This window comes from Desulfovibrio sp. JY (genome assembly GCA_021730285.1).
GTDB lineage: Bacteria > Desulfobacterota > Desulfovibrionia > Desulfovibrionales > Desulfovibrionaceae > Solidesulfovibrio.
The window spans coordinates 172,124-185,030 of record CP082962.1; the positions used below are offsets into that span (position 1 = coordinate 172,124).

A 12,907-nucleotide genomic window follows, 5' to 3' on the forward strand; every position below is an offset into this window, starting at 1 on the left:
CCCGTGCGCATCCGCTGGAAACTGTTCTGGCTTTTGGCCGCCATTTCGCTTGCGCCGATCGTGCTGTTGCGCACCAACAGCCAGTTCGCGTTGCAGCACCTTGCCGACAAATTGGCCGAACGCGTGGCCGCCCAGCTCGTGACCGAGGCCGAAACACGGCTGCAACGGCTGGTGGAAGACCACGCCCGGCTGCTCGATAGCCGACGCAAGACCCTGTCCGTGGCCGTGGCCATGCAGGGACTTGCCGCCGAAAATGCCCTGGCCACGCCCGAGCCCCCGGCGCCCGACCCGGACGACGTGGTCACGGTCGAGGCCCCCCCACCAAGCATGGGCATGGGTATGAGCATGGGCATGGGGCGAAGCCACGACGCGCAAACGCCCTCGGACATCCCGGCCGGATTCGAAAACCTGCCTGACTACTTCCGCCTGTCCCCGGCCGGCACGCAAACGCCCCTTCCCGTGGACCCGGACCGCATCACGCTCCGGCTGCCTGCAGGCATGACCGCCGGGGATTCGAAGGACGCGCCCGAGACGCGACGGCTGGCCGGCCTGCTCGTCCCGGGCCGCCGCATCGCCGCCCTGGCCGGCCGTCTGGCCCATTTCCAGATAACGGCCCTCTCCTCGGGGCTCATGGCCATCTATCCGGCTCTGGCCGGCGCGCCCAGGCGTTTCGATCCCACCCGCGCCCCCTGGTATCAGGCCGCCATGGAGCTGCCCGGGCCGGTCTGGACCGCGCCCCAGACGGAACCGGGCACGGGCCGCATCGCTGTCGCCGTATCCTGCCGCATCGCCGGCCCGGACGGCGAGACCGTCGGCGTCGCGGCCATTCTCACCCCTCTCGACGCCCTGCTCGCCTCGGTCAGCATGCCGAGCCATTTTTCCGGCAGCGTGCAGTCGCTTCTGGTCATAAGCGACCGCGACACGGCCGGCCGGCCGGAGCTCATGATCGAAGCCGGCCAGAAGCACCTGGAGCATGGCCATGGCTGGCACACCTTCGTGAGGCCGTCCCCCCTGCCCTCGCCGGATACGGCAACGCTTACCGCCATGGCCGAGGACGTGGAAAAAGGCGTCTCCGGCGTACGCCGCCTGACCTATGACGGCCGCGACTCCCTGGCCGCCTACGCTCGCACGGCCGAGGGCGAGGCGCTCATGCAGATCGCCTCGGTCACCGACGTCCTGGCCGCTTCCCGGGCCGTGGCCGACGACGTCGAGGACAGCATCACGCGGCTTTTCACCTTCGGCACCGTGATCGTGGTCGCCGTCATGCTGGCCCTGGTCTTTATCTCGTTTTCCGCCTCCCGGGCCGTCACCCGCCCCATCCGGGCCCTGACCGACGCGGCCGGGAAACTGGCCGATGGCGATTTCGAGGCCCGGGTGGACGCCACGGCACGCGACGAGATCGGCGAGTTGGGCCGCGTTTTCAACGCCCTGGCCCCGCGCCTCGAATCCCATGTGCGCCTCATCGAGACCATGGCGCTGGCCAGCGAGATCCAGCACAGCCTGCTGCCGGCCAACCCGCCGGAGATCCCGGGCCTTACCCTCGCCGCGGCCAGCCGCTACTGCGACGAGACCGGCGGCGACTATTACGACTTCCTGCCCCTGGAAGGGGAAAAGGCCGGACGCCTCGCCATCGCCCTGGGGGACGTGTCCGGTCACGGCCTGGAAGCCGCCCTGCTCATGACCACGGCCCGGGCGCTCCTGCGCCCACGGGCCAAGCGTCCGGGCACGCCCGGCGAGGTTCTGGCCGACGTCAACCGGGAGCTTACCCGCGACGTCTACGGCACCGGCCGGTTCATGACCCTTTTTTACATGGAGATCGACGCGCCGGCCCGCGCGGCGACCTTTGCCAGGGGCGGCCACGATCCGGCCATGCGCTACGATCCGGCGACCGGGCGCATCGATGAGCTCACCGCCCGGGGCATCGCGCTCGGCGTGGCCGAGGAGGCCCGTTTCGAAACCGGCGCCGCGGACCTTGCCCCGGGGCAGGTCATCCTCATCGGCTCCGACGGCCTGTGGGAGGCCGAAAACGCCGCCGGAGAGATGTTCGGCAAGGACCGCACCCGCGACATCCTGGCCAAAGCCGCCCCCGACGGAGCGCAAGCCGTCCTGGATGCCCTGTTCGCCGCCATGGATGCCTTCCGGGGAGCAAGCCCCCTGGACGACGACGTGACCCTGGTGGTCATCGCCGTAACCGACCAGACGTAAAAAGGAGACGCACCCCATGCCCGTGACCGAAAAGGAAGCTAAGTTCAAATACTGTCCGCTATTAACCACCCACGACGACAAGCTGAAGTTCTGCCAGGGAACCATGTGCATGATGTGGCGCGCCGCCGGGCCGGATACGGGCTATTGCGGCCTGGCCGGACGCCCGGCCGGCCCCGAAGGGGAAAAGTGACCCTCTCCGGGCTCTCTCTTCCCCTCAAAATGCCCCCAAGGGAAAAATTGAGGAAAGGGAAAACGCGAGAGGGGCTACAGCCCTTTTTACAGGTATTCCCCTCTCGCACGTTGCTTTCGAGAATTCCCTCCCCCCGCACTTCCCTTTCAACTCTCGTGGATTGTGTTGACGCGACGCCATGTTGTGTTAGGGTCTCCCGGCGAGGTGGGCGGGACGCCCGCCAGCTTCGGGAAGCCACATGCTGCGAACGCTCATCGTCGACGACGATCCGGTCAACACCTGTTTCCTTCGGGAAATCCTGTCCCCCTATGCCGCCTGCGATACCGCCGGGAACGGCGTGGAGGGGCTTTCCGCCTTTGGCCGCGCGCTTTCCGCCGGCGCTCCCTATGACCTCATCTTCGTCGACGTCCTGATGCCCGGCATGGACGGCCATCAGGCCCTGGAGGGCATGCGCCACCTGGAACACCAGCAGGGCGTCTCGTCGTCCGATGCGGCCAAGGTCATCATGATCTCGGCCCAGGACGACGCCAAGACCGTCTACCGCGCCTTTTTCCAGGGGCAGGCCATGTCCTTTCTGGCCAAACCCTTCACCTGCGACACCGTGCTCGACGAACTGCGCAAATTCGACCTCATCGACGCACCCCCACATGCGCCATCAAGGAGCGATGCATGAGCCAGACGCCCGATAAACGTTTCACGCCCCAGGACCTGGCCGGCTACGACGGCACCGACGGCAAGCCCGCCTACGTGGCCTACAAAGGCGTGGTCTACGACATTTCGGCCAGCAAACGGTGGAAAGACGGCAAGCACATGAATCGCCACCATGCCGGCATGGACATGGGCCTCGACCTGGCCCAGGCCCCCCATTCCGCGGACCTGCTCACGCGCTTTCCCCGCGTCGGCGTGCTGGAAGCCCCGGCCCTGGCCCCGGAACCCGTGGCCGACCGCGTGCCGGCCTGGATTTCCAAGTACATGAAGCGCTTTCCCATGCTCAAGCGCCATCCCCATCCCATGACCGTGCACTTCCCCATCGCCTTTTGCGTGCTGGCCCCGCTGTGCCTGGTGCTGGCGCTGGTCACCGGCTGGGCCGGGTTCGACGCGGCCCTGCTCGTGCTGCTCGGCGCGGCCGTGGTCTTCACCCCGGTGGCCATCGTCACCGGACTTTTCACCTGGTGGCTCAACTACGCCGCCGCCCGCATCCGCCCCATCGTCATCAAGCTCATCGCCACCCCGATCCTCTTCCTGGCCGCGCTGTGGGCCTTCGTGGCCCACCTCAAGGCCCCGGACCTGCTCGCTTCCCCCGGCAGCCACCTCGGCTTCATCATCGTGGTCCTGGCGCTTTTCCCGCTGGTCTCGCTGATCGGCTGGTTCGGCGCGGCCCTGACCTTCCCGCCGCACGAAGACTAGGGGAGGAGAAGCGGGAAGGCTTTCCGGGGGAGGGGACTTTTTGAAAAAAGTTTCCCCCTGGCCGCCGGAGGCGTTTCCCCTCTCCTCCCTACCCCTTGGAGCGAACGCCGGGGGTGGACATCATGTAGATTTCGTGCGGGTCGAGGATGAGCACCACCGAGCCGTCGCCCATGATGGTCGCGCCGGAGATGCCGCGCATGTCGAATTCCGAAAGGTAGGTCCCGAGCGGCTTGATGACGATTTCCTGGCGCTCGAGCAACCGGTCGACGATGAGCCCGAGGCGGCGCTCGTTGTCCTGGAGGATGACGATGGGCGCGATCTCCCGCTCGCCCTCCTGCAGCGGCAAATCGAGGACTTCGGCCAGTTCCACGATGCCGAGCACCTCGCCGCGAAGCGTCACGCACTTGCGCTTGTTGACCTCGGTCATGCGCTTGAGCTCGATCTTGGTCGTCTCGGAGACGGAATCGAGCGGGAGGGCGTAAACCTGTCCGGCAACCACGATCATGAGCGCGTCGATGATGGCCAGGGTGAGCGGCAGGGACAGGATGAACTTGGTGCCCTTGCCCACCTCGCTCGTGACGCTGACCGTGCCCTTGAGATTCTTGATGTTGGTGCGCACCACGTCCATGCCCACGCCACGGCCGGAAATGTCGGTGATTTTTTCGGCCGAGGAGAAGCCGGGCATGAAAATGATGTCGATGGCGTCGCGGTCGTCGAGGGCCTTGGCTTCCTCGGGCGTCATGAGGTTCTTTTTCACCGCCACTTCGCGCATCTTGACCGGGTCGATGCCCTTGCCGTCGTCCTCGATCTCGATGGCCACCGAATTGCCCCGGTGGTAGGCCCGCAGCCACACCCGGCCCACGGGCGGCTTGCCGGCGGCCACGCGTTCGGCCTCGGTCTCGATGCCATGGTCCACGGAATTCCGGATCAGGTGCACCAGCGGGTCGCCGATGACCTCGACCACGGACTTGTCGAGTTCGGTTTCCTCGCCTTCGGTGATGAGGTTCACTTCCTTGCCGGATTTACGCGACAGGTCGCGCACCAGGCGCGGGAAGCGGGAAAAGACCGTGGAGACCGGCACCATGCGCACCTTCATGATCGTGTCTTGCAGATCGTCGGAGATGCGCGCCATGGAATAGGTGGTTTCGGTGAGCTGCTGGCCGATGTGGGCCACATCGTTCTTGCCCTCTTCCAGGGAGCGGGCGAGCATGGCGAAGCGGTTGCGGTTGATGATGAGCTCGCCGATCAGGTTCATCAGGTGGTCGAGCTTTTCATGGTCCACGCGGATGGTGGCCGACACCTTGGGCTTGCCGCCGGCTTCGCTCGCCTGGGCGGGGGGCGCGGCCTGGGCGGCGGGCTTGGCCGCCGGTTTCGGCGCGGGGGCCGACGCGGGCTTGGTCGCCGGTTTCGGCTCGGGAGCGGGTTTGGCGGCGGGAGGCGGCGTGGGCTTGGCTTCCGGCTTGGGCGCGGCGGCAGGTTTGGGCGCCGGTTTGGGCTCCGGTTTGGGTTCCGGCGCGGGAACCGGCTTGGACTCGGCCTTGGGCGCGGGCGCCGGTTCGCTGGCCGGCAGCGACGCCGCCTCCGGCGCGGCCGGAGCCTTGTCGCCGCGAAGCGTCGTCAGGGCGGCGGTGAGCATGTCGCCCAAAATCGAGCATTCCTGGCGCAGCATGTCGAGCAGGATGTCGAAGGAGAGGCCGGATTTGCGGGCCTGATCCACGAGCCCGGCCGTACGTTCGGCCTGGGTCTTGAGGTCGGACAGCCCCATGTAGCCCGAGGAATTCTGGATGGTGACCAGGGCGCGGTACAACCCGTCCACCATGTCCTTGGAGTCGGGGTTCTCGGCCAGCCCGGCCAGGGCCTGGCCCATGTACACGATCTGCTGGTCGATGGTGGACTCGAAAACGGCCACGTCTTCCGGGTCGTAGCCGGTGGCGGCGGGCTTGGCGGACGCCTTGGCGGCGGCTTCGGGCGCGGCCGGCGCTTCAGGCCCGGCCGGTGCTTCAGGCTGCGCTTCCGGAGCGGCTTCAGGGGTGGCTTCGGCGGCGTCTTCCGGCTGGGCGGACGTCGCTTCGGTCGGCGGCTCGAACACCTCGCCGTCTTCGGTCGCCTGCTTGAGCCGGGCCACCAGCGGCCGGATGTCCAGCGGCGCGGCCATGCTCGTGGCGGGCTCGATGTTGCTGACCAGCGCCTCGACCTGATCGACCACAGCCAAAAGCAGGTCCACCATCGGCCGGCTGGTGGCGATCTCGCCCTTGCGCACCCGGTTGAGCAGGGTTTCGGCCTCGTGGGTCAGGGCGTTTAATTCCTTGTGCCCGATGATGCCGCTGTTGCCCTTAAGGTTGTGGAAATAGCGGAAAATGTCGTTGATGCTTTCGGAGCGGCCCTCGCCGGCGGATTCGAGTTCGAGCAGGGCGGCGTTTAAACGCTCGATGATTTCCCGGGCCTCTTCCAGGAAATCGGCCATATGGCCTTCGCCGATGGACGTCAGCTGGTAGGTCTCGGTGCCGGTGGGCGGCAACTCTTCGAGAAACCGGGCGATCTTCTCGGCGGCGGCGGCGGCTTGCCCGGAAGCGGCCGGTTCGGACGCGACGGCCGGGGCGGTCTGGGCGGGCTCGGGCTCGGGCGCCGGCGCGACGGCCGGCTCGGGCGGGGCGACATCCTCGGCCGGAAAATCGGTCGGCGCGGGCGGCACCTCGGGCACGTGCGGCGCTCCGCCTTCGAGCTGGGCCGCGATGCGGGCGATGACCGGCGCGGTGTCCACCTCGCCCTCGACCCCGGTCTGCTCCAGGTTCTCGATCATGGTGCGCAACAGGTCCGTGGCCGCCAGGATCACATCCATGATCTCGGGCGTGACGGCGATGTTGCCCTTGCGCAACTCGTCAAGGATATTTTCGGCCTTGTGGGCCAGCCCGTTGATCGCATTGAGACCAAGAAAGCCGGAAGCCCCCTTGAGGGAATGCATGGGGCGGAAAATGTCGTTGAGGAGACTTAAGTTTCCAGGGTTGCGCTCCAAATCGAGAAGGTTGGGCTCGATGGTCTCGAGATGTTCCCGCGCTTCCACGATGAAGTCGGCAAAAAGTTCCGGGTCCATGAAATCCTGGTTCATCAAGGCACCTCGTGGCTATCGACGTCGGACGGGACGTCGCTCTACCCCAAAAGCATCTTTACGTTGCGCACCATAACTTCGGGCTGGGCGGGTTTCACCATATACAAATTGGCCCCGATGGAAAGCCCGGCATGGATGTCGCGTTCCTCGCCCTCGGTGGAGAGCACCACAATGGGGATGTCCCGGTATACATCCTGTTCGCGCACGGTCTTGATGAATGTAATGCCATCCATGCGCGGCATGTTGATGTCGGTGATAATCAGATCCACCTGCGGATCGGTGTAGAGCTTCTCCAGACCGTCGAGACCGTCTTCGGCGGCGGTAACCTTGAAGCCTTCCTTGCGCATGATGAATGCCACGAGGTTGCGCACGGTCTTGGAGTCGTCCACGATGAGGATATGCTTGGGCATCGACCTACCTCCTCCTCAACTCTTCAAAACCTTTTGGAAAAGGCTGTCAACGGAGAGGATGGCGACCAGTCCCTCGCCCACCTTGAGCAGCCCGGAAACAAGATCCGAGGACACGCCCAACCGCGCCTCGACACCCCACTCGATGTCCTCTCCCCGCGCCTGGTGCATGGTGGACAGGGCTTCCACCATCAGCCCCACCAGCATGCCCCGGCAGCGACACACGATGATGAACCGATTTTCGCCCCGCGGGCCGGAAAGTTCCGTGATCGCAGCCAGATCCACCATGGGGACCACCCGGCCGCGCAGATTCAGGATGCCGAGGATCTGGGGCGGCGCGGCCGGCAACCTGGTCACGGGCATGGCCCGCAGCACTTCCTGGACCTGGGCGATGGGCACGGCCAATTCCTGTCCGGCCAGGCGGAACCCGACCAGCTTGAGCGTTTCGGCCTGGCGCAGGCCGGCTTCCAGGGCCGCGTCCGCGTCTTGCGCCGGCGCGGCGGCATCCGGTGCCGGGCCCGTTTCGGCGTCGGGCTCGGGCGAGAGCGCCCCGGCCACGGTTTCCACCCGGGCGGGCCTGTCGAGGCCCTGCCGGGACAGGGCGGCCTCGAAATCCTCGCCCATGTAGCGCGCCAGAAAAGCCCGCTCGGCATCGGAAAACGCCTCCTGCCCCTTCTCGGGCAGCGTGACGTGGTCCTTGAAATATTCCTCCAGGGATCCGCTCACAGGGACAACACCTCTTTGGCCAGATCGCCGTATTCGCGCGCTCCCCGGCTTGCCGGGGCCACGGCCTGGATGACCCGGCCGGCGGCGCTGGCTTCGCGGAACTTGGTGTCGAGGCCGATGACCGTGGCGAACATCCGGCCGACGAACTTGTCCCGCAAAAGCTCCAGCACCCGCTGGCAGGCCTTGGCCCGCCGGTCGAACATGGTGGCCAGGGCCCGGTAGGCGATGGGCCGGGGCAGCACCCGGTTGAGCGTGCGCATGGTGTCGAAAAGGTTGCGCACGCCATGCAGGGCCAGAAAATCCGTCTGGATGGGAATGATGCACAGGTCCGCGGCCACCAGCGCGTTGACCAGCACCACCCCCGTATGGGGCGGGCAGTCGAGAATCACGTGGTCGTAAGCCGGCCCAGCGGCCAAAGCATCCTTGAGCAACACGCCCTTCCCCTTCCTGTCCGCAAGATCCGTTTCCATGTCCGAGAGCGCCGCATGGCTCGGCGCCAGGTCGAAATCCGCCAGCCGGGGCCGGATGACCACCCGCTCCCAGGGCGTCTCCCGGGGCGAGGGGGCCCGGAACACGTCCGCCGAGGTGGCCGCCACGTCCTCGGGGAAAATACCCAGATGCGCCGAGGCGCAGCCGTGGGGATCGAGGTCCATGACCAGGACCCGCCGCCCGGCGAGTGTCAACGCCGCGGCCAGCGACAGGGCCGTGGTGGTCTTGCCCACCCCGCCCTTCTGATTGGCTATGGCCAGAATTCGGGGCATGGACGCTCCGGCGTGTTCCCAGCCGCTTGCGCCGTCATGCCGTTACTCCTCCTTGCCGTAAATAATGGCCCCGGGGTAGTGCTTGGGACGAAAGGCCCGGGAAATGTTGTGCAGGGATTCCGAGTGTCCGATAAGCAGTTGGCCGCCGGGAAGCAGGTTGTCGTAAAAAGCGGTGATGACGTTTTTTTTCATTTCATCATCAAAGTAGATGATGACGTTGCGGCAAAAAACGATGTGGGAGCGCTCCACGCGCTTGAGCATCATCCGGTCGCTCAAGTTGATCTGGCCGAAGCTGACCAGACGCTTGACCTCGGGCCGCAGCTTGAAATTGGCTCCGTCCGGCGTGAAGTAGCGCGAGACGATCTCCTTGGGGGTGGTGCGCAGGCTGTACTCGGAATAGACGCCTTCCCGCGCCTGGGCCAAAACGGCTTCGGACAGGTCGTTGGCCGTGATGCGGATGTCCCAGGAGGCGATTTCCGTGCGCAGCACCTCGAAGAGGATGATGGCGATGGTGTAGGGTTCCTCGCCGGTGGAGCAGCCGGCCGACCAGATGCGCAGCCGCTTCTGCTTGAGCTTGCGCAGCTTTTCCAGGACGTCCTTGAGCACCATGTCCTGGAAGACCTTCAGCTGGGGCGGATTGCGGTAAAAGCTCGTCTCGTTGGTGGTGATGACCTCGAAAAGACGATTGAGTTCCTGGCGGCGGCCCGCGTCATACTGCAAGTAGGCATGATACTCGGCGAAACTCTTGAGATTGAGTTCCTTGAGTCTCGAGGCCAGCCGGTTCTCCACGAGATACTTGCGGTTGTCGGCCACATAGATGCCCGCCTGGGCGTAGATGAAATCCCGCAGTTGGGAGAACTCCGCGTCGGAGATCTTCAAATCCTTGCGCAGGGATATCGTCTTGGAAAAAAGCGAGGTCATGGACTAGCGCCCCCCTTGCTCGTCCTGCAGCCCGGCGACGGCCGCTTCGGCGGCAGCGACCAGTTCGGGGTCGCCGCCGGAGGTCAGCCCAAGCAATGCCTCCAAGGCTTCGGGGCCGCCAATTTCCCCCAACGTCTCCACGGCCTTGAGGGCCACCAGTTTGCTCGAGTCCGCGGTGAGCTCCATGAGCCGGGGCACGGCTTGGAGTTCGCCGCGAAGCCCCATGGCCTCCACGGCCCGGATGCGCACCCAGTCGTCGGGGTCCGACAGCGCCCGTTCCAGGGACGGATAGACCTTGTCGCTGTCGCAGCCGCCCAAAAGTTCCACCACGGCCAGACGCACGTCCCGGCTCTCGTCGGCCAGACCGGCCACGATCAGCGGCAGCCCCTCCTCCTCGTGACCGCACATCTCGGCCAAGGCCTCGAGCGCGATCTTGCGGATGTCGGGGACCGCATCGGTGAGGGCGCCCCGGATCACGTCCATGTGGTTGCGCACGCCCATCTTGCCCAGGGCATAGACGGCCATGAGCCGGTCCATGGGCTCCTCGCTTTGCGAGAGTTCCCGGAAGCGGTCGTCGAGATACGTGCCGCCGATGGCCACGCAGGCCTCGAGCGCCGCCTCCTTGACCGCGTCGGACGGATGCGCGAGCAGCGCGAAAATGGGTTCCCCGGCCAGCTGATGGCGCATTTTCGCCCCCAGAAAGGCCACGGCCTCGAGCAGCACCGACTCGTCGTCATCGTCCAGAAGGCCCAGAAAGAAATCCACCGCTTCCTCGCCGGCGATGGCCGCCAGCGTCCTGGCCGCCGCCGAACGAACGGGGGAGGGCAGGCCGGCAAAGGCGTCCATGACCAGGGTCGCGCATTGGGGACACGGCAGTTCGGTAAGGACGTCCAGGGCCACTTGCCGCTTGGCGTCGCCGCCCTGGCGCAACGCCTCGCCCAGGGCCTCGGTCAGCCCCATCTCGCGCAGCGCAACCACGGCGTGCTCGTAGCGCTCCGGATGGTGGTCGCGGTCGAGGCCGGCGCAATGGGCAAGGACGGCCGCGGCCGCCTCCTCGCCGGCGATCGACCCGAGGCCGGAGACGGCGGCGTCCTGCACGTCCTCCTCGTCGTCGCCAAGCGCGGCCAGCAGGTATCCCCGGAAGCGTTCCCGCTCGGCCGGGGACAAAAGCGAAAGCGCCTTGCCGCCCAGGATGTGCACCACGGCCTTGACGATCTTGTTGCGCAGCACCTCGGGCGAGGCGTCCATGCGTTTGAGGAGCATGGTCACGGCCTTGATGTTGCCGATCTCGCCCAGGGCGTCGACGATCATGGAGGCGACCAGATCCGAGCTCTTGTCCAGGGCCGCGACCAGGGCCCCGACCGAGGAGGCGTCGCGGATCTTGGACAGGGCCTCGATGACCGCGAACTGGACCCATTCCTCGTCGCCGAGCGCCTTGCCGAGACACGCCGCCGCGTCGTGGAAGGCCAGCTCGCCGAGGCTTACCGCCGCCTGGTAGCGGACGTTGACCTCGGGGTCCTTGAGCAGCGCTTCGCACAGCGGGGCCACGGCTTGGCGGGAATCCGTGGAGCCCAGGATGTCCGAGGCGAAAATACGGATGTCGGGGTCGGCGTCGTGGAGCAGCTCCACAAGCGTGGGAAAATCCTCAGCCCCCACGGCCCGCAGGATGTCCATGGAGGCGTTGCGCCGGGGCGCGTCGTCGGAACGCAGAAGCGGCTTGACCGCCGCCACGACGTCCTTGCCGCCGATCTTGCGCAATGCCCGGTCGGCCGCTTCCTGCACGCCGAGATTGTGCGAACACAGCAATTTGGCCAAATACGGAATGGCTTCGAGACAGGCGTTTTCGCCAGCCTCATAGGCCGCGTCCCGGAGCACGTCCGGATCGTCGCCGTCAAGCCGTTGGCAAAGCTCCTTGCAGTCGACCATGCCGCATCCTTGCCCGCCACCCCGCCAGGGGACGGTCATTTGTAAAGGTTGTGGAGGATGGCCTCGCCCATCTCGTCGATGTCCACGATCTCGTCGGCCAGCCCCGCGTCCACGATGGCCTTGGGCATGCCGTAGACCACGCAGGTGGAGTCGGACTGGGCCAGGGCGCGACCGCCCTTGGCCTTGAGCAGGCGCATGCCGTCCAGGCCGTCGCTGCCCATGCCCGTCAGCACCACACCGAGTCCCCGCCGGCCCACGGCCCCGGCCACGGAATCGAACAGCACCGAGGCCGAGGGTTTGTACAGCGCCTCGCGCGGTTCCTCGACCACGCGCACGTCGATGCGGCTGACCTTCTGATCGATGCGCAGATGCTTGCCTCCCGGAGCCACATAGGCCACGCCGTGCTGCAACCGTTCGCCGTCCTCGGCCTCCTTGACCGCAATGCGACAGACGCCGTCCAGGCGCTTGGCAAAGGGGCCGGTAAAGGCCGCCGGCATATGCTGGGCGATCAGGATGCCGGCCGGAAAATCCTGGGGCAGGGCCGAAAGCACCTTCTGCACGGCCGGCGGCCCGCCGGTGGAGACGCCGATGGCCACCAGATCGCGGTTCTGCGTGCCCGAAGGCCGGGCCGGCCGCGACGGCCGCGGCGATGGCGCGGACGTCGGCGCGGTGCCGGAAGCCGGGGCGCCGGGGCGCGCGCGTCCCGAAAGCGGCGGCCGGGAAAGATGGGTCATGCGGCGCCGGGCGATGGTCTTGACCTTGGCCCGCAGCTCGTCCTCGATCTTGACGATGTCGAGGGACACCTTGGAAAGTTGTTTGGGGATGAAATCCACGGCCCCGAGTTCCATGGCCTTGAGCGTCGCCTCGGCGCCCTCGTTGGTCAGGGAGCTCACCATCAGCACCGGCCGGGGCATCTCCATCATGACGTGCCGCAGGGCGGTCAGCCCATCCATACGCGGCATTTCGATATCCATGGTCACGACGTCCGGCTGGTGACGCCGGATCATTTCCAACCCTTCCTCGCCATCGCGGGCCGTGGCCACGACCTCGATTTCCGGGTCCTTGGCCAGCATAGTGCTTATGGCCTTGCGCATGAAGGCCGAATCGTCGACCACGACAACCTTGATCACATATATCTCCTGAAAGGGACCCGCCCGCGCCCGAATGCCGCGCCACCCCTCCCGGCACGGCCCGTGGCCCGCAACGCTCTCCATGATTAGATGAGTCTTGGCGTTCTGACAACCAACATTAGTGCTTG

Annotated in this window: 11 protein-coding genes; 4 read left to right on the top strand and 7 right to left on the bottom strand. The window is 66.4% G+C overall.

Annotation, left to right across the window (positions count from 1 at the left end; all coding sequences use genetic code 11):
• Positions 1-3 precede the first annotated feature (3 nt).
• From K9F62_00705 to K9F62_00720, 4 genes are all read left to right on the top strand, one after another.
• Positions 4-2,205, top strand: coding sequence for a SpoIIE family protein phosphatase (locus tag K9F62_00705; GenBank protein UJX41255.1), 2,202 nt, complete (start codon positions 4-6; stop codon positions 2,203-2,205).
• A gap of 16 nt (positions 2,206-2,221) precedes the next feature.
• Positions 2,222-2,395, top strand: coding sequence for a hypothetical protein (locus tag K9F62_00710; GenBank protein ID UJX41256.1), 174 nt, complete (start codon positions 2,222-2,224; stop codon positions 2,393-2,395).
• A 238-nt stretch (positions 2,396-2,633) separates the two neighbouring features.
• Positions 2,634-3,068 (top strand): response regulator, encoded by a 435-nt coding sequence (locus K9F62_00715; protein ID UJX41257.1) that lies wholly within the window; start codon positions 2,634-2,636, stop codon positions 3,066-3,068.
• Positions 3,065-3,802, top strand: a complete 738-nt coding sequence (locus K9F62_00720) for a cytochrome b5 (protein ID UJX41258.1) — start codon at positions 3,065-3,067, stop codon at positions 3,800-3,802. Before K9F62_00715 ends, K9F62_00720 begins: the two co-directional genes overlap by 4 nt.
• Positions 3,803-3,890: 88 nt before the next feature.
• On the opposite strand, the gene K9F62_00725 is transcribed toward K9F62_00720, so the two are convergent.
• From K9F62_00725 to K9F62_00755, 7 genes are read right to left on the bottom strand one after another with little or no spacing between them, the layout of a single operon-like run.
• Positions 3,891-6,908 carry an Hpt domain-containing protein gene (locus K9F62_00725; protein ID UJX41259.1) on the bottom strand — a complete coding sequence of 1,006 codons (3,018 nt, stop codon included), beginning with the start codon at positions 6,906-6,908 and terminating at the stop codon, positions 3,891-3,893.
• 41 nt (positions 6,909-6,949) lie between these two features.
• Positions 6,950-7,318, bottom strand: coding sequence for a response regulator (locus tag K9F62_00730; GenBank protein UJX41260.1), 369 nt, complete (start codon positions 7,316-7,318; stop codon positions 6,950-6,952).
• 15 nt (positions 7,319-7,333) lie between these two features.
• The gene (locus K9F62_00735; GenBank protein UJX41261.1) at positions 7,334-8,041 is read right to left on the bottom strand and encodes a chemotaxis protein CheW; all 708 of its coding nucleotides are present in this window, start codon (positions 8,039-8,041) and stop codon (positions 7,334-7,336) included.
• The gene (locus K9F62_00740) at positions 8,038-8,802 is read right to left on the bottom strand and encodes a ParA family protein (protein ID UJX41262.1); all 765 of its coding nucleotides are present in this window, start codon (positions 8,800-8,802) and stop codon (positions 8,038-8,040) included. Before K9F62_00740 ends, K9F62_00735 begins: the two co-directional genes overlap by 4 nt.
• Before the next feature lie 42 nt (positions 8,803-8,844).
• Positions 8,845-9,723, bottom strand: a complete 879-nt coding sequence (locus tag K9F62_00745) for a protein-glutamate O-methyltransferase CheR (protein UJX41263.1) — start codon at positions 9,721-9,723, stop codon at positions 8,845-8,847.
• Positions 9,724-9,726: 3 nt separating this feature from the next.
• Positions 9,727-11,649: a HEAT repeat domain-containing protein gene (locus K9F62_00750; protein ID UJX41264.1), complete on the bottom strand. Its 1,923-nt coding sequence runs from the start codon at positions 11,647-11,649 to the stop codon at positions 9,727-9,729.
• A gap of 35 nt (positions 11,650-11,684) precedes the next feature.
• On the bottom strand, positions 11,685-12,779 hold the full coding sequence (locus K9F62_00755) for a chemotaxis response regulator protein-glutamate methylesterase (GenBank protein UJX41265.1): 1,095 nt from the start codon (positions 12,777-12,779) through the stop codon (positions 11,685-11,687).
• Positions 12,780-12,907 lie beyond the last annotated feature (128 nt).

Bases quoted from the DNA above. Each gene is read 5' to 3' on its own strand.
- K9F62_00710 (UJX41256.1), top strand. From the start codon at position 2,222: ATGCCCGTGACCGAAAAGGAAGCTAAGTTCAAATACTGTCCGCTATTA.
- K9F62_00715 (UJX41257.1), top strand. From the start codon at position 2,634: ATGCTGCGAACGCTCATCGTCGACGACGATCCGGTCAACACCTGTTTC.
- K9F62_00720 (UJX41258.1), top strand. From the start codon at position 3,065: ATGAGCCAGACGCCCGATAAACGTTTCACGCCCCAGGACCTGGCCGGC.
- K9F62_00725 (UJX41259.1), bottom strand. From the start codon at position 6,908: ATGAACCAGGATTTCATGGACCCGGAACTTTTTGCCGACTTCATCGTG.
- K9F62_00730 (UJX41260.1), bottom strand. From the start codon at position 7,318: ATGCCCAAGCATATCCTCATCGTGGACGACTCCAAGACCGTGCGCAAC.
- K9F62_00740 (UJX41262.1), bottom strand. From the start codon at position 8,802: ATGCCCCGAATTCTGGCCATAGCCAATCAGAAGGGCGGGGTGGGCAAG.
- K9F62_00745 (UJX41263.1), bottom strand. From the start codon at position 9,723: ATGACCTCGCTTTTTTCCAAGACGATATCCCTGCGCAAGGATTTGAAG.
- K9F62_00750 (UJX41264.1), bottom strand. From the start codon at position 11,649: ATGGTCGACTGCAAGGAGCTTTGCCAACGGCTTGACGGCGACGATCCG.